The organism is Stenotrophomonas sp. 3(2025) (genome assembly GCF_052665395.1).
In genome coordinates this window covers 75,676-97,047 of record NZ_JBQOIF010000003.1, presented here as the reverse complement: position 1 = coordinate 97,047, position 21,372 = coordinate 75,676, and the positions used below count along the sequence as shown (strand labels likewise).

Sequence of the window (21,372 nt, the reverse complement as noted above, 5' to 3'; positions counted from 1 at the left end):
CCGGACGTTAACAGCACGTTCCCGATCCGGCATCTTGCACCGCAACAGATCTGAAATGTCTCCAAGACGCTTGCAGGACAATGCTTCCAACAGTTTGGTAGGCTAAGGGCAAGGATGGGCGGGATTGAAATGACACCGCTAGCCAATTCCACGCCCCACGCGTGGTCCACTACCACGCCGCCCAGTGTCACATGCGGGCGGCACGCGTGAAGGAGCAGAAATGGGTCGTATCGTGTGTTTCGGGGAACTGCTGCTGCGCCTGGGTGCGCCCGGTCGCGAACTGCTGCTGCAGTCGCCGCAGCTGCAGGTGCATGTCGGCGGTGCCGAGGCGAACGTGGCTGTCTCGCTGTCCCGCTTTGGACATGACGTGGCCATGGTCAGCACCGTCGCCGGCAACGCGCTCGGCGCGCATGCGCTGGCCGAACTGCGCCGGCATGGGGTCGATACGCGCGGCGTGCGCGAAGATGCCGAAGGCCGCATGGGTCTGTATTTCCTGACCACCGGCGCGGTGCAACGGGCCAGCGAAGTGGTCTACGACCGTGCCGATTCGGCATTCGCCAACAGCACCGCCGCCGACTACGACTGGCCCGCATTGCTGCAGGGCGCGCAGTGGCTGCACCTGTCCGGGGTCAGCCCGGCGCTGGGCGCGGACGTGGCGCAGGCCACCCTGGCCGCAGCGCGCGCTGCGCGTGCACTGGGCGTGCGCGTGTCCTTCGATGGCAACTTCCGGCCGAAGCTGTGGCAGCGCTGGGGTGGCGATGCGCGGTCGATCCTGCACGAACTGTTCGCGCAGGCCGACATCGTCTTTGCCGACTACCGCGATATCGAGGTCATCCTCGGCCAGCGTTTCGAACAGGCCGACGTGGTCGCGCGCGTGGAAGCGGCGGCCGCGGCCGCGTTCGAAGCGTTCCCGCAGCTGCAGTGGATGGCCTGCACCCAGCGCCAGACGCTGAGCGTGGACCACCATGCGCTGGGCGCGCTGCTGCTGGGCCGCGATGGCACCCGCGCACAGGCCCCGGTACGCCAGCTGCAGGGCATCGTCGACCGCATCGGCGGCGGTGATGCCTTCGCGGCAGGCATCCTGCATGGCATCCTGTCGGCCTTCGATGCCGACGCCACCGTGCGCTTCGGCCTGGCCGCCGGGGGCCTGAAGCATTCCATTCCCGGCGATTTCAATCCCGTCAGCGAAGCTGATGTGTTGGCCCTGGTGGGCGAGGAGCGATTCGATGTCCGGCGCTGATCCACGCGTTCGTGCGGTACTGAAACTGGCACCGGTGATTCCGGTGTTCACCCCCGATGACATCGACGATGCGGTACAGGTCGCGCAGGCGCTGTTCCGTGGCGGCCTGCCGGTGATCGAGGTGACCCTGCGCACGCCGCGCGCGCTGGAAGCCATCCAGGCGATGGTCGAGGCCGTGCCGGATGCGGTGATTGGTGCCGGCACCGTGCTCGATGCCGCGCAGATGCAGGCGGTGAAACAGGCCGGCGGCCGCTTCGCGGTGTCGCCCGGGGCGACCCCACGGCTGTATGCCGCCGCGCGCGATGCCGATCTGCCCTACCTGCCTGGCGTGGCCACCGGTTCGGAGCTGATCGTCGGCCTGGAACACGGCCTGGATACCTTCAAGTTCTTCCCGGCGGTGCAGGCCGGTGGTGCCGCGATGCTGTCGGCGTGGCACGGCCCGTTCGGCGATGTGCGCTTCTGCCCGACCGGCGGCATCAGTGCGCAGACCGCCAGCCAGTTCCTGCATCTGCCCAACGTGCTGTGCGTGGGCGGTTCGTGGCTGACCACCGCCGCGCTGATGCAGACCCGCGACTGGGAAAGCGTCGAGCGCCTGGCACGCGAGGCCGCGGTGCTGGCGGGCTGATCCCTCGGCCCCTGCTGGGGCCGGGCACAGACCCGGCGCCAGCGCATCCGTTCAGCCGCGTGGCGTACCCAGCCGGCGGTACAGGGTGCTGCGGTTGATCCCCAGCCGCCTGGCGGCCGCGCTGACGTTGCCCTGGCACTCGGCCAGCGCCTGGCGCATGGCCGCCTCGGCGATCTCCTCCAATGCCCCGCTGGCAGGCACTGCGGGCGCGGTGGAGCTGCCAGCACGCACGTCCGCGGGCAGCAGCTGCGGGCCCACCGGTTGCCCCGGCTCAGCCAGTGCGGCCAGCGTGCGCAGGCAGGCACTCAGCTGGCGCAGGTTGCCGGGCCAGGCATGGGCGGCCAGCGCCGCGCGGGCCTGCGCCGACAACGCATGGCCCTGTCCCAGCTGCTGCCACAGGGCATCCACCACGGCAGCGCGATCGGGGTGCTGCCGCAACGGTGCCAGGGTCACCACGTGGTCGGCGATGCGGTAATACAGATCCGCACGGAAGCGACCGGCATCCACCGCCTGCGGCAGTTCGCAGTGGCTGGCGCAGACCAGTGCGAAATCCAGTTTCACCGGCTTGCCGCCGCCCAGCGGTGACAGCTCGCGTTCCTGCAGCACGCGCAGCAGGCGCGGTTGCAGCGCCAGCGGCATGTCGCCGATCTCATCGAGGAACAAGGTACCGCCCTCGGCCTGCCGCAGCAGGCCCGGGCTGCCCTGCCGGCGCGCGCCGGTAAAGGCACCCTCCTCGTAGCCGAACAGCTCTGCTTCGATCAGGCCTTCCGGCAGCGCCGCGCAGTTCACCGCGACGAAGGGCTTTCCCGCACGCATGCTGCGTGCGTGCAGTTCCCGCGCGAAGACTTCCTTGCCGGTGCCGGTCTCGCCCTGCAGCAGCACTGGCAGCCCGGCCTGCAGCACGCGTCCTGCGGTGGCCAGCTGCTGTTGCTGTCCAGCATCGAAAAGTGGGTCCTGCGCACGGGCCGGCAGCGGCGCGGTCGGCCCAGGCGCAGCTGCACTGCGTCGCGGCGCACGGGCCTCGCGCACGCCGTACAGACGACGGCCCTGACGATCAAGCAGCACGCCGTCATCGGCCAGTCGCGACAGCGGTTGTTCGAACAGGGCTTCGTACGGCGTGCGGCCGATGTCCTGACGATCCAGCCCGAACAAGGCAAGGCCGGCACGATTGGCCGCCACCAGGCGACCACCGCGGAAGCCGAGCACGCCTTCGCGCGCACTGCCCAGCAGCGCGGGTTGATGATGCACGCGCAGCAGCTCGCAGTCGGCCAGGCCGTCGGCGAAACCGCGGTGCTCGATCTGCGCTACCGCCTGCCGCACCAGCGCCAGCGCGTGCACGTGTGGCAGCCGCGCGTCGCCGGACACATCGAGCACCCCCAGGCATTGCCCGTAGGGATCCAGGATCGGCACGGCCGAACAGGTGAGGATGCCGTGCGGGGCGAAGTAGTGCTCGCCGCCACGCACCTGCAGCGCGCGCCCGTCGACCAGCGCGGTGCCGATCGCGTTGGTGCCGACCGTGCCCTCGTCCCAGCGCATGCCCGGCATCAGCGCGACACGACCGGCCTTGTCGAGGAAACCGGCACTGCCTTCGGCGTCGAGGATCCAGCCGTCTTCATCGGTCAGCAGCACGATGCTGCCGCTATGGGTCATTTCCGCCGCCAGTCCATCCAGCTCCGGGCGCGCTTGTCGCCACAGGCGCTCGCGGCGCTGGCGCAGTTCGCGCAGGCGGTTGTCGGTCAGTGGTTCGGCGGCCGGCTGCGCATCCACCAGCAGGCCGTGCCGTTGGCAACGTTGCCAGGAATGCAGGATCGCCTCGGGCACGGCACCGACCGGGGCAGCGCCACGCTCGAAGAAACTGCGCCGGGCACTTCCCAGGCGGGGATCGGGAGCAAGCGGGGACACCGACAGCCTCCTGTGTCGCACATTGCGACAGTTGTTGCGGGACCTGTCCCGATTAACAGCACACCCGGCGTCGGCCTGCAACGACCACGCCTGCTGCACTGCCGCAGGGTGCGCGACAGGATGACCGACGGCCGGGCGATGAAGGCGTGATGCAGCGCAGCAGGCCAATGTTGGCATCGTCTTTGCGCCTGTGGATGCACCATGCCCACCACAGGAGCCGCCATGAACGCCGTACCGTCCACCCGCCCGCATGCCACCGATCCGCGCTCCCTGTTCAAGCCGCGCTATGGCAACTACATCGGTGGCGAATGGATCGCCCCGCGCAGCGGCCAGTACTTCGACAACATCTCGCCGGTGAACGGCCAGGTGTTCACTGAAGTTGCCCGCTCCAACGCCGAGGACATCGACGCCGCACTCGATGCCGCCCACGCCGCAAAGGACGCCTGGGGCCGCACATCGGCCGCCCACCGTGCGCTGCTGCTCAACCGCATCGCCGATCGCATCGAACAGAACCTGGAACTGCTGGCCCACGCCGAGACGTGGGACAACGGCAAGCCGATCCGCGAGACACTCAACGCCGACGTGCCGTTGATGGCCGACCACTTCCGCTACTTCGCCGGTTGCCTGCGTGCGCAGGAGGGCAGCCTGTCGCAGATCGACGACGACACCGTGGCCTACCATTTCCACGAACCGCTGGGCGTGGTCGGGCAGATCATCCCGTGGAACTTCCCGCTGCTGATGGCGGCCTGGAAGCTGGCGCCGGCGCTGGCCGCCGGCAACTGCGTGGTGCTCAAGCCTGCCGAGCAGACCCCGGCGTCGATCCTGGTGCTGATGGAGGTGATCGGCGACCTGCTGCCGCCGGGCGTGCTCAACGTGGTCAACGGCTTCGGCCTGGAGGCGGGCAAGCCGCTGGCCAGCAGCCCGCGCATCGCCAAGATCGCCTTCACCGGTGAAACCTCCACCGGCCGCCTGATCATGCAGTACGCCAGCCAGAACCTGATCCCGGTGACGCTGGAACTGGGCGGCAAATCGCCGAACATCTTCTTCGCCGACGTGATGGCCGAAGACGATGATTTCCTCGACAAGGCGGTGGAAGGCTTCGTCATGTTCGCCTTCAACCAGGGCGAGGTCTGCACCTGCCCGTCGCGCGCACTGGTGCAGGAATCGATCTACGAACGCTTCATGGAGCGTGTGCTCGAACGCGTGGCGGCGATCCGCCAGGGCAATCCGCTGGACCCGAACACCATGGTGGGTGCGCAGGCATCGGGCGAACAGCTGGAGAAGATCCTGTCCTACATCGCCATCGGCCGCGAGGAAGGCGCCGAGGTGCTGATTGGCGGTGACAGAGCCGCGCTCGGTGGCGACCTGGCCGGCGGCTTCTATGTGCAGCCGACCGTGTTCAAGGGCCACAACGGCATGCGCGTGTTCCAGGAGGAGATCTTCGGGCCGGTGGTGTCGGTGACCACGTTCAGGACCGAAGAAGAAGCACTGCAGATCGCCAACGACACGCTGTACGGGCTGGGTGCCGGCGTCTGGAGCCGCGATGCCGCGCGCCTGTACCGGGTGGGCCGCGCGATCCAGGCCGGGCGGGTATGGACCAACTGCTATCACGCCTACCCGGCGCACGCCGCGTTCGGCGGCTACAAGCAGTCGGGCATCGGCCGCGAGAACCACCGGATGATGCTCGACCATTACCAGCAGACCAAGAACCTGCTGGTCAGCTACGCACCGAAGAAGCTCGGCTTCTTCTGAGGATTGATCGGGATCAAGGCGCGGGCATGGGGCCGGCGCCATCCTGTCTGCAAGCGCACTACGGAGAAGCACGCATGAACAGAACCATGAAGGCCGCCGTCGTCCGTGAGTTCGGCAAGCCGCTGGTCATCGAGGAAGTCGTGGTACCGCGCCCGGGGGCGGGCGAGGTGCTGGTCAAGATCGAGGCCTGTGGCGTCTGCCACACCGACCTGCACGCCGCCGAGGGCGACTGGCCGGTGAAACCGAACCCGCCGTTCATCCCCGGCCACGAGGGCGTGGGGCACGTCGTGGCCGTGGGAGGCGGGGTAGGGCACATCAAGGAAGGTGACAGGGTCGGCATCCCCTGGCTGTACTCGGCGTGTGGCCATTGCGAACACTGCCTGGGTGGCTGGGAAACGCTGTGCGAAACGCAGCGCAATACCGGCTACTCGGTCAACGGCGGCTTCGCCGAGTACGCACTGGCCGATGCCAACTATGTCGGCCTGCTTCCGAAGGAAGTGGGCTTTGTGGAGATCGCGCCGGTGCTGTGCGCCGGCGTCACCGTGTACAAGGGCCTGAAGGTCACCGACACCAAACCCGGTGACTGGGTGGTCATTTCCGGTATCGGTGGCCTCGGCCACATGGCCGTGCAGTACGCCCGCGCGATGGGCCTGAACGTGGCAGCGGTGGATGTGGACGACGCCAAGCTGGCCCTGGCCAGGCGCTTGGGCGCACAGGTCACCGTCAACGCGCGCACCACCGATCCGGCCGCGTTCCTGAAGAAGGAGATCGGTGGCGCGCATGGTGCGCTGGTCACTGCGGTTTCGCCCAAGGCCTTCGAACAGGCACTGGGCATGGTCCGCCGCGGCGGCACGGTCTCGCTCAACGGCCTGCCGCCGGGCAACTTCCCGCTGGACATCTTCGGCATGGTGCTCAACGGCGTCACCGTACGCGGTTCGATCGTCGGCACCCGCCTGGACCTGCAGGAATCGCTGCAGTTCGCCGCCGACGGCAAGGTTGCCGCCACGGTCAGCACCGACCGCCTGGAGAACGTCAACGAGGTGTTCGCGCGCATGCACGCCGGCACCATCGAAGGCCGCGTGGTGATCGACTTCGCTGCCTGACCCCCCTGTGCATGGCTGCCGTGTCCGTTTCCCTCTCCCACGGGCACGGCGGCCATGCCGATCTGCCGGCAGCGCCGCGCACCCCGGCGGCCTTACAATGCGCGCATGCCCGGCACGCTCAAGACCGTCTTTCTCTCCCTGCTCGCGCTGATCGGCGCGCTGCTCGCGCTGGCCCTGGTCAGCAGTGCCGCGGGCTGGCTGCCATCGCTGCTGCGCATGACGCCGGGAAGCGAGGCCCAGCTCGGCTGGGACCTGGCATTCACCGTGCTGGGTGGCATCGCCGCCATTGCCTTCGCCACGTATTACGCGCCGTGCTGGCCACGCGCGCATGGCACCTCCATCTGGTCTCTGCTGGTGCTCGGCGCGGGCTATGGCCTGTGGGTGATGGGCGGCGATTTCCCGCACTGGTTCGTCATCGGCCTGCTGGTTTCGCTGCCGGTGCAGTTGCTGCTGGGCTGGTGGTTCGGCCGCCGCGCATCGCGCGATCGGCGCTGAGCGGATACCGGTAGCGCTGGCCGCTGGCCGCTGGCCGGCAGCCTCGATGATCCTGCAGGTGCCGGCCAGCGGCCGGCACTACCGCTGCAGCGTCGGCAGCGTCTGCTTCAGCGCGTCGATGCCCTGCCACGGATCCGCCTTCAAACGCTTGGCCCGTGCCAACGCCTTGTCCATCGGAAACGCATCGGCCGCGCTCACCCGCGCCAGCTCTTCCCAGCGCAGCGGCACCGCGACTCCCGCGCTCTCCCGCGCGCGCAGCGACCATGAGCACACGCTGGTCGCTCCCCGTGTATTACGCAGCCAGTCGATGAAGATCACTCCGCTGCGCTTGGCCTTGCTCATCGTCGCCACGTAACGGTCCGGCGCATGTTCGGCCATCGCCTGTGCGAACGCTTCGCAGAACGCTTTCGCGTCGTCCCAGTCGGCTGCGGGTTGCAGGGGCACCACCACATGCACGCCCTTGCCGCCCGACAGCCGCACGAAGCTCTGCAGCCCGGTCTGCTGCAGTCGATCGCGCACATCGCGCGCGCCGCGCTTCACGTCGGCCCAGCTCACGCCCTCACCCGGATCAAGATCGAACACCAACCGGTCGGGATGTTCGGGATCGGCCACCGTCGCCCCCCACGGATGCAGTTCCAGGGTGTTCATCTGCACCAGCTGCAGCAGGCCGCGTTCGTCATCGATGTAGACGTAGTCCTCGCGCCCGCTCTTCTGCTGCAGCGGCACCGCATGCACGGCGTCACCCAGGCCCTGGCCATGGTGCTTCTGGAAGAAACAGGCCTTGCCTACGCCGTCGGGACAGCGCAGCAGCGACAGCGGTCGCCCACTGATTTCCGGCAGGATCCAGCGCGCCATCTGCCGGTAGTAGTCGGCGACATCACCCTTGCTGAGTTTCTTCTTCGCAAACACCACGCGCTCGGGATGGGTGATGGCGACGTCACCGCCGTCGTCGGAAACCGTCTCGCCCATCGCCAAGTCCTCCTTCTTCTTGTCACTGCGCAGTCGCTTGAAGCTGGCCTGGCGCAGCAACCCTTCCTTGCCCCAGCCGCGGAACGCGACCTCGGCCACTGTCACCGGCTTGACCCAGCGCACGCTGGGCGCACGCAACGGCACGTGCGCCGGCAGCTCCAGCACCGCCTCCTTCACCGCCAGCGGCGCGAGCGTGGCCGCCAGCGCGCGCAGCCCCTCATCGTCGAAGCCGGTACCGACGCGGCCGACATAGCGCAGGCCGCCTTTGTCCGGCGTGGCCAGCAGCAGCGAACCGAATCCCACCCGCGAGCCTTTGGGTGCGGTGTGGCCGATGATCAGGAATTCATCGGTGTCCTCGTGCTTCACTTTCACCCAGCTGCGTGCGCGGGTGTTCACGTAGGGCGCATCGACCTGCTTGCTGACGATGCCTTCGAAACCCGCCTTGCCGCTGGCCTCGAACACGTCAGGTCCGTGGTCGATGACGTGCTCGCTGAAAGCCAGCGTGCCCGGCTTATCGCCGATCAGCTCCTTCAGCAGTGCCTTGCGTTGCAGCAACGGCGCGCGGCTGATGTCGACCCCGGCCACGCCCGGCAGGTCGAACACGATGTAGCGCAGCGGTTGTTTCGAGCTGCCGTCGATCACCCGCTGCAGCGCGGCGAAGTCGCTGCGGCCGTTGTCGTCCAGCACCACCAGTTCTCCGTCCAGACGCGCATCGCGCACCGGCAGCGCCTGCACCGCCTGCACCACTTCGGGAAAATCGGCAGTCCAGTCCAGTCCATTGCGCGAGCGCAGCGTCACCTCACCTTCGTGCACATCGGCCAGCAACCGGTAACCATCCCACTTGATCTCATGCAGCCAACGCTCGCCATCGGGCGCGGTGTCGCGGTGATCGGTGAGCTGTGGCTTGAACTGGTGCGGGTAGGTTCTGTCGCGCGCCCCGTCCAGCTGCAGCGCGCGCGCATGCCAGCGTGCATCGGCCTTGCGTGGCTGTGCGGCACGTGGCGCTGGAGCCGTCTTCTTCGCTGAAGCCCGGGACGTCTTCGCGGATTTCAGCGCTGGCGTGTGCAGCAGATCGTCCGCCTCCGCATCCCGTGCCTGCGCGTCATCGCGCTTGATCAGCAGCCACTGCACCTGGCGGCCCTTCATCGCCGTGCGTACCAGTTTCCAGCCACCGGCCAGGCGCTGCCCGTGCAGCACGAAGTCGATCTTGCCCGCAGCCAGTGCCTGCAGCGGATCACCTTCGCAGGCCCAGCTGCCGTGGTCGAACACATCGACGTGGCCGGCGCCGTAATGGCCTTGCGGAATATCACCTTCGAAGCCGGCATAGGAAAGGGGGTGGTCTTCCACCTCCACCGCCAGGCGCTTCTCACCCACCCGCAGCGACGGCCCCTTCGGCACCGCCCAGCTTTTCAGCACGCCATCCATTTCCAGGCGGAAATCGTAGTGGCGGCTGCTGGCGTGGTGCAGTTGGACCACGAAGATCGGCCGCCGCTTCGGATTGCCTCGTGCCGGTGCATCGTCCGGCTCCGGGGTCTGTCCGCTCCCCCCGCCCAGCCGACGCTTGCGGCGGTACTGATGCAACGACATGGCTCATCCCGCCTTGCGTCGCGCAGGGGTCTTCCTGGCGGCCTTCTTTGCGACCTTTTTTGCCGGTGCCTTCTTCGTCGCTGCCTTCTTGGCTGGAGCCTTGCGCGCGGCCGCCTTCTTCGCCGGCGTGCGCTTGTTGGCATCCAGGCTCTTCTGCAGCAGCGCCATGAAGTCCACCACGTTGGTGGTCGCATCCTCTCGCGGTGCCGGCTCGTCCTCCACCTGGGTGGTGCCGCCCTTGGACTTGATGCGCTTGTTCAGCACCTGCTGCAGGCGTTCGCGGAACTCATCGTGGTACTGCGAAGGATCCCAGTCACCGGCCATCGACTCGATCAACTGCTCGGCCATCGCCGTTTCCTTGCTGGTGATGCGATAATCGGCAAGCTTTCCACTGGGCAGCTTGTAGTCGTCAGGCTCGACCAGTTCCTGCGGATAGCGCAGGATCATCAGCACCAGCGCGTCATCGTTGGGCATCACCGCGCACAGGTACTCGCGCGTGCGCACCACCACCCGGGCGATACCGACCTTGCCAGTGCTGCGCAGCGTTTCCCGCAGCAGCACGTAGCCCTTCTCGGCCTTCTTACCCGGCACCAGCAGATAGGGCTTCTCGTAGTAACGCGGGTCGATCTGGCTGGCGTCGACAAAGGTTTCCACCTCCACCGTTTCATGGCTTTCCGGCGCCGCCGAACGGATATCGTCTTCCTCCAGCACGACGTAGCTGCCCTTGTCGTACTCGTAGGCTTTGACGATGTCCTTCCACGGCACTTCCTCGCCGGTGTCGGCGTTGACCCGTTCGAAGCGGATCGGTTTGCGATCGCGCGAATCCAGCATGCGGAAGTGCAGGTCGACCTTGCGCTCGCCGGACATCAGCGAGACCGGTACGTTGAGCAGGCCGAAGGAAAGCGTACCGGTCCAGATCGGGCGGGCCATGATGCGCACCTGTGTTTCAGCAGGGGTAGCCAGCTTCAGCCGGCTACCGTGAAACAACCGTGTCGGCCACGTGCAGACCATGCGGTAGTGCCGGCCGCTGGCCGGCAGCTCCTTGAATCCCGGCGATCCCTGCCAGCGACCGGCACTACTGCAGCAGCGGCCTCACCGCAGCGGCGGGGATATGGTCCAGCGCGCGCCAGGCATCTTCCACCACCGGCTGCGCCTGCGCCCAGTTCAGGCGCGACTGTCCGCGCATCTGGTCCCAGTGCTCGGCCAGTTCGCCACTGGTATCGGCCTCGCCGCCACGCGGCCAGTCAGCGGCATGGGTGGTCAGCGCGAAGGCATACACCGGGCACAGATCGCGCCAGTTGCGATGCCCCTGTCCGCGGCGTTCCTCGTAGTCGCTGAGCATGTACTGCAGATAGTCCTGCGCCACCGCCTGCGGATCCTCCAGGCGGCGCGTCCGGCGCTGCGTGCTGCGCTGGCCAAGCGGATCCAGCAGGGCGTTGAACACGGACGGGGCGGGGCGTTCAAGACGGGGCATGGCCGGCTCCTGCTGCAGGGCGGGTGGGCAGGAATACGCGCGCTGCCGTTATCCAGTCGTGACAAAGATGTTCATGACGCCAGGTTCGCAGTGGCTTTACTTCATCCGCGCTCTAGTGGAGGCCTACCGGAGGAACGACCCATGACCACCACCCGTGACCCCCTGCGTGAGAACCACACCCCCGAGCCGGGCGAGCAGCGCGGCAAACACGATCTGGCCGACGCCGAGGACCGTGGCGCCGGCATGTCGACACCGGACGAGGGCGTACTGCCCGTCGTGCGCCGGCCTGAACAGGCCGCCCAGGACCGCAAGGACTGCGGTGACCGCAATCGCGGTGGCCAGGAAAGTCCGCTGAAGCGGCGCGAGCGCAAGCAGCACGCCAGCGACAACCAGGACCAGGCGCTGGAAGAGACCTTCCCGGCCAGCGATCCAACCTCGCCGTTCGTGCCCGCCAAGGCCCCGGATTGATCGGTAGCGCCGGGCCATGCCCGGCGGATCCGTCACGTCCGCGCTGCGCGATCGCCGGGCATGGCCCGGCGCTACCGGGGCCCGCCTAACGCCATGACCACTGCAGGCCAACGCTGGCGCGGCGGTCCGGCCCCGGTTCAAAGAACCGGCCGTTACCGTCATTGACGATCACCGAGCCGATGTAGCGCTGGTCCAGCACATTGTCGATCCGCGCGAATGCGCGCAGGTCACCGGCCTGCAGCGTCCAGCTGTGGCCGGCCTCCAGGTTCAGCAGCGCGTATCCCGGTGCGCGCTCGGTGGCGATGTCGTTCACCACCACATCGCTGCTGGCGGCCGCTTCCAGCGCCCACTGCCACTGTCCCGGCGACCACTGCAGGCGGGCATACGCCTGCTGCCGGGGCACGCCGGGCAGGCGGCTGCCAGCGGCAACCACGGTGTCTGGCACTGCGCAGTTGCTGGCCGCACAGGCCAGATAGGGCGAACGCACCTGCGCCTGCAGCCAGGTCCAGGCCAGCTGCAGCTCCAGCTGCTCGGCCAACGGCTGCCGGTACTGCAGCTCCACACCCTGGCGGCGGGTACGGCCGATGTTGCGGTACGTGCTGCGACCATTGGTGTTGCTGGCAACGGCCAGTTCATCGTCGGTATCTGCACGGAACAGGCTCACATCGAGCTGCTTTCCATCCTGCGCGTGCCACTTGCTGCCCACTTCCAGGCTGCGGCTGCGGGCGGCCGCCAGATCCAGCGCCAGCCCGGCCTGGCCGTCGGCGCGGTAGCCCAGCTCGTTGAACGTCGGGGTTTCAAGGCCACGCCCGATCGCCGCGTGCAGGCGCCACTGCGGGCTTGCCTCGAAGCTGACACCCGCCACTGGCGTGGTGGCCTGGTAGCGACGGCGGCCACTGTCGTCCGGGTTGCGCCCGACGATGTAGCGATCATCCGATTCGAAGCGCACCGCGCTGTGGCGCACCCCGGCCAGCAGCGACCAGCGCGGGCTCCATTGCCACCACGCCTGGGCGAACTGGTCCACGTTCTGCACGATGTCGATCTGGTCGCGACGCAGGCGGCCGCGTACCCCCACGGCGGTGCCGACGAAGTTCTCGTAGCCGGTGCGGTGCTGGCGCTGGCGATCGGCATTCACGCCCACCACCAGGTCCAGCGGGCGCCCCCACAGATCGCCGTTCCAGCCCCAGCGCGCGTCCAGCCCGCCATAACCGCCATCCAGGTCGATCACGCCGCCGGCATGCAATGGGTTGGCCTGCGGCCCCGGCGGAATCGGCAGGTACTGGGTCACCGCGCGCTGCCCGGCATAGCCCATCAGCTGCCAGCGCTGCGCACCGGCTTCACGGGTCCAGCGCAGGCCTGCCTGCTGCTGGCGCACCGATTTGCGGGTGTTGTACTGCTCAGCCACCGCCGTGGCCTGGCGCGGATCGGCCGCCACCTGAGCGCGGGTCAGGCCCAGCGGGTCCTGCGCGTTGGGCGCGTGCAGCGCATTGAGCAGCAGCTCCAGGCGGCCGCCAGCGAGCTCGGTGCCAAGGCGCGCGTTGAGCGATTCACGCCGCGCGCGGCTGTGGTCACGCCAGCCATCGGTGCTGAAATGGTTGGCGGCCACGTTGTAGTCGACGCCAGGGCCCGCCCCGCGCAGCTGAGCGCCGACGCTGAGCGTGTTGTCGGCACCGGCACTCACCCGCACCCGCCACGGGTCACCGGCCTGGCCCTGCGCGCTCCACACCTGCAGCACGCCCCCGGACGAATTTCCATACAGGGCCGAGAACGGCCCGCGCAGCACCTCGATGCGCTCGGCACCGAGCAGGCTGGCGTGCGACAGCTGGCCCTGACCATCGGGCATGGTCGCCGGCACCCCATCGATCAGCACCCGCACCCCGCGCACGCCAAAGGTCGAACGGGCGCCGAAGCCACGGATCGACAGCTGGGTGTCCTGCGCGAAGTTCTGCCGGTCCCGGGCCAACAGGCCCGGCACCCCGCCCAGCGCCTCGGACAGCTGCGTGCCCGGGCCGGTACGGTCGGCGTCGATCCACACCGTATCCAGGCTGGCGGGCAGGGCGAAGGGGTCGACGCCGGGCACCCGCGCGGCCTGCACCTGCACCGTCGGCAGGGCGGTCGGCAATGACTCGGCTGTCACCGCCAAAGGCAGCAGCAGCAGGGCGGAAAGCGGCAGGCATGGGCGTCGTGCGCTGGGATTCATGATTCAGGTTGATGGATCGGGCGGCAACGCACGCCATGGTACGGGCAGGCGGATGACGATGGCGGCGGCCAGCCCCGGCAGGCTTTGTTACGATGGGTCGGTTTCGGCCGACAGGCCGCAAGCCGCGTGGCGCAATTCCTCCCCCTTTCCGTCTACCGAACGAGTACCGCCGTGTCCTTCTTTGCAAACGTGGAACTGGTCCCAGGCGACCCGATCCTGGGCCTGACCGAGGCGTACAACGCCGACAGCCGCCCGACCAAGGTCAACCTGGGTGTGGGCATCTACTACGACGAGAGCGGCCGCATTCCGCTGCTGCGCGCCGTCAAGCAGATCGAGCAGCAGCTCGCCAACGAAGCCAAACCGCGCGGCTACCTGCCGATCGATGGCCTGCCGGGGTACACCCAGGCCACCCGTGAGCTGGTGTTCGGCAAGGACTCGCCGCTGCTGGCCGCCGGCCGTGTCACCACCGCCCAGACTGTCGGTGGCAGCGGTGCGCTGCGCGTCGGCGCCGACGTGCTGAAGAAGCTGCTGCCGCACGCCACCGTCGCACTCAGCAACCCGAGCTGGGAAAACCACCGCGCCGTGTTCAGCGCCGCTGGTTTCGAGGTGGTCGATTACACCTACTTCGACCCGACCACCCATGGCGTCAACTTCGACGGCCTGCTGGCCGACCTGGGCAAGCTGGAAGCGGGCACCGTGGTGCTGCTGCACGCCTGCTGCCACAACCCCACCGGCGCCGACCTCACCGTCAGCCAGTGGAAGCAGGTCGCACAGCTGCTGAAGGACCGCCAGCTGTTCCCCTTCATCGACATGGCCTACCAGGGCTTCGACAAGGGCATCGAGCAGGACGGTGCCGCGGTGCGCATCATCGCCGAGGCGGGCATCGACAGCTTCATCGTCGCCAACTCGTACTCCAAGTCGTTCTCGCTGTATGGCGAGCGCGTGGGCGCGCTGTCGATGGTCGCGCCGACCGCCGCTGACGCCAAGGCCGTGCAGTCGCAGGTCAAGCGCGTGATCCGCACGATCTACTCCAGCCCGTCCACCCACGGTGCTGCACTGGTTGCCGGTGTGCTGAACAATCCGGAACTGCGCGCGATGTGGGAGCAGGAGCTGACCGAGATGCGCGAGCGCATCCACGCCCTGCGCCAGGGCCTGGTCGAGAAGCTGGCCGCTGCTGGTGCCCCGCAGTTCGGCTTCATCAACGAACAGGCCGGCATGTTCTCGTACTCCGGCCTGAGCCGCGGACAGGTCGAGCGTCTGCGCGACGAGTTCGGCATCTACGCCGTCGGCACCGGCCGCATCTGCGTGGCCGCGCTGAACCAGAACAACCTGGAATACGTCGCCAAGGCCGTGGCCACCGTCGCCAAGGGCTGAAGCACCACTCCAGTGGTTTGAAGACAAAGGCGCCGCAAGGCGCCTTTGTTTTTGCTCCTGCCTTGCCACACCCTCCGCGCTCGCGGCACACCCTGAAGCGCAGTGAGCGGGACACCGTGGCCAGGACCGTGAGGCGCATGGATGCGCCGATCGAGCCCCCATGGGTGAGGGTGCCACGACCGCAACGCCTCTGGAAACGATTACGCCTACCCCCGCTCACCCACGCGCAAGTCAGACCAGCGACAATAGGCGTTTTCCCGTTGCCGAGACCTGCCCGCCCATGTCCCGTACCTCGTTGACCCGCTTCCTGATCCAGCAGCAGCACGCCGGCCGCATCAACGCCGACCTGCGCCAGCTGATCGCGGTCGTCGCCCGCGCCTGCACCAGCATCTCCATCGCCGTCAGCAAGGGCGCCCTCGGTGGCGTGCTCGGCGAGGCCGGTACCGGCAACGTGCAGGGCGAAGCGCAGAAGAAGCTGGATGTCATCAGCAACGAGATCCTGCTGGAGGCCAACGCGTGGGGTGGCCACCTCGCCGCCTGCGCATCGGAGGAGATGGACCACAGCCAGCCGGTGCCGGACATCTACCCGCGTGGCGATTTCCTGCTGCTGTTCGATCCCCTCGATGGCAGCTCCAACATCGACGTCAACGTCTCCGTCGGCACCATCTTCTCGGTGCTGCGTTGCCCGACCAACGTCGAACTGCCCGGCGATGACGCCTTCCTGCAGCCGGGCAGCAAGCAGATCGCCGCCGGCTACTGCATCTACGGGCCCAGCACGCAGCTGGTGCTGACCGTCGGCCACGGTACCCACGCCTTCACCCTCGACCGCGAAACCGGCGAGTTCGTGCTGACCACCGAGAACATGCAGATCCCGGCGGCCACCCAGGAGTTCGCCATCAACATGTCCAACCAGCGGCACTGGGAAGCGCCGATGCAGGCCTACGTGGAAGATCTGCTGGCCGGCAAGGAAGGCCCGCGCGGCAAGAACTTCAACATGCGCTGGATCGCCAGCATGGTCGCCGACGTGCATCGCATCCTGACCCGCGGCGGCATCTTCATCTACCCGTGGGACAAGAAGGAGCCGGGCAAGGCCGGCAAGCTGCGCCTGATGTACGAAGCCAACCCGATGGGCCTGCTGGTGGAGCAGGCGGGCGGCGCTGCCTGGACCGGTCGCGAGCGCATCATCGACGTGCAACCCGACCAGCTGCACCAGCGCGTGCCGGTGTTCCTCGGTTCGCGCGAAGAGGTCGCCGAGGCCGTGCGTTATCACCAGGAGCATGACGCGAAGAGCGTCTGACAGCGGCCATCCCTACAGCGGTCATGGCAGATTGGTGACATGACCGCAGGGTGACAGCAGCAGCTGCAAACGGCACCATCAAGCCCTTGCCGTCGAAGGAATGCACGCATGCACGAGCCGGGCCCTGTCGATTTCATCGAGGTCATCCACAACGCCGTCCCCAGCGACGTGTGCGCCGCGATCGTCGCGCGCATGCGTGCAAGCCAGGGCTTGAAACCCGGCGCAGTGGGCAGCGGTGTGTTCCCGGAACTCAAGCACAGCAAGGATCTGCGGATCAGCGGCGTGGATGGCTGGCAGGATGTGGACCAGCAGCTGCAACAGGCGGTATTTGCGGGTCTGCAGACTTATCTACGCCGTTATCCACAGGCATTGATCGCGCCGTTGATGTTGCAGATCCAGGACAGCAGCGGCCAGCCGCGACGCCTGTCGGCCGAGGATTTCCCCGACATGGCGCCGGAGCAGCTGGCGGATCTGGCGCGCACCTGCCTGCGCCCGGGCGCGATCAACCTGCAGTGGTATGCGGCGGGCGAGGGCGGTTACCCGTACTGGCACTGCGAGCTGTACCCGAAGGACGCGCAGGCCGAGACCCTGCACCGGCATGTGCTGTGGACGCTGTACCTCAACGACGACTTCGACGAAGGCGAAACCGAGTTCCTGTTCCAGGGCCGGAAGATCGCACCGCGCACCGGCAGCCTGCTGATCGCGCCGACTGCGTTCACCCATACCCATCGCGGCAACCGGCCGCAGGGCGGCGACAAGTTCATCGCCACCAGCTGGATCCTGTTCCAGAGTGCGCAGAAGTTGTTTGGGGGGGGTTGAGGCACAGCACCACGGCGCGACCGCGACGACCTAGAACAAACTCCCCTGCGGCGTATCCACCTTCGGCGGCAACGGCTTCTCGAACCGGCTGCAATCCAGCTTCGGCCAATGGCTGTTCTGCGCGTTGAAGCCCAGGCGTTTGCGCGCCAGCTTGAAGCGGTTGTTCAGCAGCTCTGCGTAAACACCCTGGCCGCGCATGCGCGTGCCGAACTGACTGTCGTAATCCTTGCCGCCGCGCAGCTGCTGGATGGTGCTCATCACATGCGCGGCGCGATCGGGATGATGGGTGTCCAGCCAATCGCGGAACAGCGGCGCCACTTCCAGCGGCAAGCGCAGCAGCACGTAGCCTGCAGTGCTGGCGCCGGCGTCGTGCGCGGCTTCCAGCACGGCTTCCAGTTCGCTGTCGTTGATCCACGGAATCACCGGCGCAACCATCACGCCCACCGGAATGCCCGCTTCGTGCAGGCGTTTCATCGCACGCAGCCGCGCATGGGGTGCCGAGGCGCGCGGCTCCAGCTTCGCCGACAGACGCGGATCCAGCGATGTCACCGAGAAATGCACGCTGACCAGATTCTCCGCCGCCAGTGGTGCGAGCAGATCGATGTCGCGCTCGACCAACGCGTTCTTGGTGATCAGCGAGAACGGATGCTTCGTCTCCAGCATCACTTCGATCAGCTGGCGGGTCAGCTTGAACTTGCGTTCAATCGGCTGGTAGGCGTCGGTGTTGATGCCCAGCGCGATCGGCTGCGGCACGTAGCCCGGCTTCGACAGTTCCTTGCGCAGCAGCTGTGGCGCGTTGGTCTTGGCAAACAGCTTGGTCTCGAAGTCCAGGCCAGGCGACAGGTTCAGATAGGCATGCGAGGGGCGGGCGAAGCAGTAAGAGCAGCCATGCTCGCAGCCGCGATACGGATTCACCGATTGGCTGAAGCCGACGTCCGGGGAGGTGTTGCGGCTGATGATGCTGCGAGCGGTCTCCGCGCGTACTTCGGTACGCAGCCTCGGGGCGAGGAACTCCTCGCTGTCGTCCACTGCCCAGCCGTCGTCCACCGCTTCGCTGACGGTGCTTTCAAAACGCCCCGCAAGATGGGACGTGGAACCCCGGCCCTTGATGGCGGCCTGGGCGTTGCGAGGGGGGGGCTGCATGTTGCCCTCCGGCCGTTACGGGCTATTAGTATTATTGCTAACCACAGGCAGCGCAAGCGGCCAGGATTCACGTAGCTGTAGGCGCGCAGGCGCATTGGGCGACATGTTGACCCCAGACTTGTCCACAGGGTCTTCTGGCTTGGGACCGGGCGCGCGGCATCGCCGCGGCAGGCCAGCATGAGCCACGGGTATCTCAACAGCTGCGATGGGAAGATCGGCTAAGGGGCGCTTGCCAGGCCGGAATACGGGGACCTGCCGCACGTCTTCGGGCTTCAACCCCGTGGGGAAGTCCCATGCACTGCTACAGCAGTGCCAGGTAGCCCTTCACCGTGGCATCCAGGCCGTCGTAAAGCGCCTCGCCGATCAGCGCGTGGCCGATCGACACCTCCAGCACCGCCGGCACGGCGGCCAGGAAGTCACGCAGGTTGTCCTGCGACAGATCGTGCCCGGCATTCACACCGAGGCCGACGGCCTGTGCACGGCGCGCGGCCGTGGCGAACAGTTCCAGCATGGCGCGGGCGTCGCCGGCGGCATGGGCCTCGGCATACGGGCCGGTGTACAGCTCGACGCGGTCGGCGCCGACATCGGCGGCCTGCTCCAGCAGCGGGTTGCCGGCATCCACGAACAGGCTCACCCGGCATCCCATCGCTTTCAGCTCGGCCACCAGCGGGCGCAAGCGCTGCGCATCGCGTTCGAAGTCGAAGCCATGGTCGGAGGTGATCTGGCCATCGCCATCGGGAACCAGCGTGGCCTGCGCCGGTCGCACCTGCGCGCACAGCGGCAGCAGCCCGGGGTAGCCCTCACGCGGCGGCGCGAACGGGTTGCCTTCGATGTTGAACTCCACGCCACGGGCACGGGTCAGCGCCGACAGCGCCAGCACGTCCTCGGCGGTGATGTGCCGGCGGTCGGGCCGCGGGTGCACGGTAATGCCATGCGCGCCGGCATCCAGGCAAGCCTGGGCGGCACGCACCACGTCCGGTTCGGCACCGCCACGCGAGTTGCGCAGGACGGCGATCTTGTTGACGTTGACGCTGAGCTGGGTCATGGAACGGGACTACGGGGAGTGAGAGGGAGCGTCGCTGCCGTCGGCCGGAGCAACCTTGGCCTGCTCGCGCAGACGCCTGAGTTCATCGCTGTCCACCAGTGTGGCCGGATCACGCTGAAGGTCGCCGAAGCGTGCCGCGTATCGACCGCGCACCCATGCCAGCAGGAAGGCGAGGGTGCCCAGCAGGGCCAGTGACATCAGGCCCATGTTCGGCGTTTTCAGCGCAAAGGCGAAGCAGCCCAGCGCCAGCAGCAGGTACAGCCAGTACATTGTCAGTCTCCCCGGGCCACCGCCGCAGTGTAGCGCTGCCTCACAGCAGCGGCGAGGCCAATCGCGCGAAGGCTTCGGGCAGCCGGTGCAGCCACAGCGAGCGGCCTGCCTGGTCGTGCACGCGGGTGGCACGCTCGAATTCGGACTGCAGCAACGTGGACAGTTCCGCCACCCGGCCACGGTCGCTGATCATCATCGACAGCTCGAAATTCAGGCGGAAGCTGCGGTGATCGAAGTTGGCGCTGCCGACGATGCAGACATCGTCGTCGGCGATGAACGCCTTGGTATGCAGCATGCGTGGACCGTACTCGTAGATCTTCACCCCCGCATGCAGCAGCTCGTCGAAATAGGAGCGCGCGGCCTGGGTCACGAACCAGGAGTCGCTCATCTTCGGCACCAGCAGGCGCACGTCCAGGCCACCGAGTGCAGCCGAGGTCAGCGCCATCCGCGCCGCCTCGCCGGGTACGAAGTAGGGGGTGACCAGCCAGACCCGCTCACGTGCTTCCTGGATGGCGGCCACGTGCAGGCGATGGATGGTCTCCCATCCCGAATCCGGGCCGGACACCAGCACCTGCGCGTTGATCGCGCCGTCGCCGCGCAGGGGCATGTCGCTGGGCCACAGCCGGGCGATATCGAACCGCGAGTGGTCCTGGCCACTGGCGTACAACCAGTCCTCGGCGAACACCAGCTGCAGGCTGCGCACCACGTGCCCGCGCAGGCGCATGTGCAGATCGCGGTAAGCATCCGGGTTGCGGCTTTCGTCTTCGTCGTCGGTGATGTTGATGCCGCCGGTGAACGCCAGCCGGCCATCGACGATCACCAGCTTGCGGTGCGTACGCAGGTTCAACCAGGGTCGCTTGAATGGTTTCAACAGCTGCCGAGGATGGAACCAGACTACTTCCGCGCCGGCATCCAGCAGGGGCTGCAGGAAGCGCTGGCGCACGGCCGAAGAACCTACCGCATCCAGCAGCAGCCGCACCTGCACGCCGGCGTTGGCCCGTTCCACCAACGCATCCCGCAACGCGGTGCCGGCGTGGTCGGGATTGAAGATGTAGTACTCCAGGTGCACATGGTCCTGCGCCTGTGCCACCGCTTCCAGCAGCGCGGCGTAGGTGGCCGCGCCGTCGACCAGCCAGGTCACTTCGGTGGCCGTGCTTGGCGCCAGCCCGGTGGTCGCCTGCGCGATCTTGGCCAGTTCGGTGCAGTCGGCATCGGGCGGGCAGACATCGCTGTAGTGCTCCATGCCCGAGCGCGCGCGACCGCGCCGCAGCCGTTGCCGCTTCACCTTCTGTGGGCCCAGCAGGTAGTAGATGAAGAGGCCGAGGTAGGGCAGCAGCGCCAGCGACAGGATCCAGCTCAGCGTGGCCACCGGCTCGCGCTTCTGCAGCATGATCCAGCCCGTCAACGCCAGCAGATACAGCAGGTAGGCCACCGCCAGGATCGTTCCCAGGTGGGCGATGCCATCAAGCCAATGGCGCACGGAATCGAAGAGGGCGAGCATCCGCCGATCATAGCGGGGACAGGCACCGGCCAGAGGCATTCATTGCCAACGGCGTTGCCGGGAAGACGCCTGCACGCACAAAAAAAAGACGCCCCTGTTTCCAGGGGC

At 67.5% G+C, this 21,372-nt stretch carries 18 protein-coding genes; 9 read left to right on the top strand and 9 right to left on the bottom strand.

Going from position 1 to position 21,372, the window contains the following annotated elements:
* Positions 1-220 precede the first annotated feature (220 nt).
* Together ACUXVE_RS03355 and eda are read left to right on the top strand one after the other, a co-directional pair.
* A complete protein-coding gene (locus ACUXVE_RS03355) occupies positions 221-1,240 on the top strand; it encodes a sugar kinase (RefSeq protein ID WP_099844521.1) in 1,020 nt (339 codons plus the stop codon).
* Entirely contained in the window at positions 1,227-1,865 is a 639-nt protein-coding gene (eda, locus tag ACUXVE_RS03350; protein WP_445513821.1) for a bifunctional 4-hydroxy-2-oxoglutarate aldolase/2-dehydro-3-deoxy-phosphogluconate aldolase, read from the top strand. Before ACUXVE_RS03355 ends, eda begins: the two co-directional genes overlap by 14 nt.
* Positions 1,866-1,916: 51 nt before the next feature.
* On the opposite strand, the gene ACUXVE_RS03345 is transcribed toward eda, so the two are convergent.
* Positions 1,917-3,767, bottom strand: coding sequence for a sigma-54-dependent Fis family transcriptional regulator (locus tag ACUXVE_RS03345; RefSeq protein WP_261311844.1), 1,851 nt, complete (start codon positions 3,765-3,767; stop codon positions 1,917-1,919).
* 222 nt (positions 3,768-3,989) lie between these two features.
* On the opposite strand from ACUXVE_RS03345, the gene adh reads away from it, so the two are divergent.
* The 3 genes from adh to ACUXVE_RS03330 all read left to right on the top strand — a co-directional run bounded on the left by adh (position 3,990) and on the right by ACUXVE_RS03330 (position 7,117).
* The gene (gene adh, locus ACUXVE_RS03340; protein ID WP_222388063.1) at positions 3,990-5,519 is read left to right on the top strand and encodes an aldehyde dehydrogenase; all 1,530 of its coding nucleotides are present in this window, start codon (positions 3,990-3,992) and stop codon (positions 5,517-5,519) included.
* A 74-nt stretch (positions 5,520-5,593) separates the two neighbouring features.
* Positions 5,594-6,622: an alcohol dehydrogenase AdhP gene (gene adhP / locus ACUXVE_RS03335; RefSeq protein WP_093820343.1), complete on the top strand. Its 1,029-nt coding sequence runs from the start codon at positions 5,594-5,596 to the stop codon at positions 6,620-6,622.
* Between the two features lie 105 nt (positions 6,623-6,727).
* Positions 6,728-7,117 carry a hypothetical protein gene (locus ACUXVE_RS03330; RefSeq protein ID WP_025875515.1) on the top strand — a complete coding sequence of 130 codons (390 nt, stop codon included), beginning with the start codon at positions 6,728-6,730 and terminating at the stop codon, positions 7,115-7,117.
* A 78-nt stretch (positions 7,118-7,195) separates the two neighbouring features.
* On the opposite strand, the gene ligD is transcribed toward ACUXVE_RS03330, so the two are convergent.
* The 3 genes from ligD to ACUXVE_RS03315 all read right to left on the bottom strand — a co-directional run bounded on the left by ligD (position 7,196) and on the right by ACUXVE_RS03315 (position 11,147).
* Positions 7,196-9,673, bottom strand: coding sequence for a DNA ligase D (ligD, locus tag ACUXVE_RS03325; RefSeq protein ID WP_445513820.1), 2,478 nt, complete (start codon positions 9,671-9,673; stop codon positions 7,196-7,198).
* A gap of 3 nt (positions 9,674-9,676) precedes the next feature.
* The gene (gene ku, locus ACUXVE_RS03320) at positions 9,677-10,603 is read right to left on the bottom strand and encodes a non-homologous end joining protein Ku (protein ID WP_445513819.1); all 927 of its coding nucleotides are present in this window, start codon (positions 10,601-10,603) and stop codon (positions 9,677-9,679) included.
* Positions 10,604-10,748: 145 nt separating this feature from the next.
* On the bottom strand, positions 10,749-11,147 hold the full coding sequence (locus ACUXVE_RS03315; RefSeq protein ID WP_025875521.1) for a hypothetical protein: 399 nt from the start codon (positions 11,145-11,147) through the stop codon (positions 10,749-10,751).
* Between the two features lie 141 nt (positions 11,148-11,288).
* Between ACUXVE_RS03315 and ACUXVE_RS03310 the strand changes: the two genes are divergently transcribed.
* On the top strand, positions 11,289-11,615 hold the full coding sequence (locus ACUXVE_RS03310; protein WP_222388066.1) for a hypothetical protein: 327 nt from the start codon (positions 11,289-11,291) through the stop codon (positions 11,613-11,615).
* 85 nt (positions 11,616-11,700) lie between these two features.
* Here ACUXVE_RS03310 and ACUXVE_RS03305 read toward each other — a convergent pair whose 3' ends face one another.
* On the bottom strand, positions 11,701-13,815 hold the full coding sequence (locus tag ACUXVE_RS03305) for a TonB-dependent receptor family protein (RefSeq protein ID WP_445513818.1): 2,115 nt from the start codon (positions 13,813-13,815) through the stop codon (positions 11,701-11,703).
* 171 nt (positions 13,816-13,986) lie between these two features.
* Here ACUXVE_RS03305 and ACUXVE_RS03300 point away from each other — a divergent pair, with 171 nt between their 5' ends.
* The 3 genes from ACUXVE_RS03300 (at position 13,987) to ACUXVE_RS03290 (ending at position 17,305) form a co-directional block, all read left to right on the top strand.
* Complete coding sequence (locus ACUXVE_RS03300; protein ID WP_445513817.1) at positions 13,987-15,189, top strand: amino acid aminotransferase; 1,203 nt, start codon at positions 13,987-13,989, stop codon at positions 15,187-15,189.
* Positions 15,190-15,469: 280 nt separating this feature from the next.
* Positions 15,470-16,486, top strand: a complete 1,017-nt coding sequence (locus tag ACUXVE_RS03295; RefSeq protein ID WP_093820351.1) for a class 1 fructose-bisphosphatase — start codon at positions 15,470-15,472, stop codon at positions 16,484-16,486.
* 108 nt (positions 16,487-16,594) lie between these two features.
* Positions 16,595-17,305 carry a 2OG-Fe(II) oxygenase gene (locus ACUXVE_RS03290; protein WP_222388069.1) on the top strand — a complete coding sequence of 237 codons (711 nt, stop codon included), beginning with the start codon at positions 16,595-16,597 and terminating at the stop codon, positions 17,303-17,305.
* A 30-nt stretch (positions 17,306-17,335) separates the two neighbouring features.
* Here ACUXVE_RS03290 and ACUXVE_RS03285 read toward each other — a convergent pair whose 3' ends face one another.
* From ACUXVE_RS03285 to cls, 4 genes are all read right to left on the bottom strand, one after another.
* A complete protein-coding gene (locus tag ACUXVE_RS03285) occupies positions 17,336-18,448 on the bottom strand; it encodes a PA0069 family radical SAM protein (RefSeq protein WP_445513816.1) in 1,113 nt (370 codons plus the stop codon).
* 301 nt (positions 18,449-18,749) lie between these two features.
* Positions 18,750-19,493, bottom strand: coding sequence for a pyridoxine 5'-phosphate synthase (locus tag ACUXVE_RS03280; protein WP_222388071.1), 744 nt, complete (start codon positions 19,491-19,493; stop codon positions 18,750-18,752).
* Positions 19,494-19,502: 9 nt separating this feature from the next.
* Positions 19,503-19,763, bottom strand: coding sequence for a hypothetical protein (locus tag ACUXVE_RS03275; protein WP_093820363.1), 261 nt, complete (start codon positions 19,761-19,763; stop codon positions 19,503-19,505).
* 40 nt (positions 19,764-19,803) lie between these two features.
* Positions 19,804-21,264, bottom strand: a complete 1,461-nt coding sequence (gene cls, locus ACUXVE_RS03270) for a cardiolipin synthase (protein WP_093820366.1) — start codon at positions 21,262-21,264, stop codon at positions 19,804-19,806.
* Between the last annotated feature and the right edge of the window lie 108 nt (positions 21,265-21,372).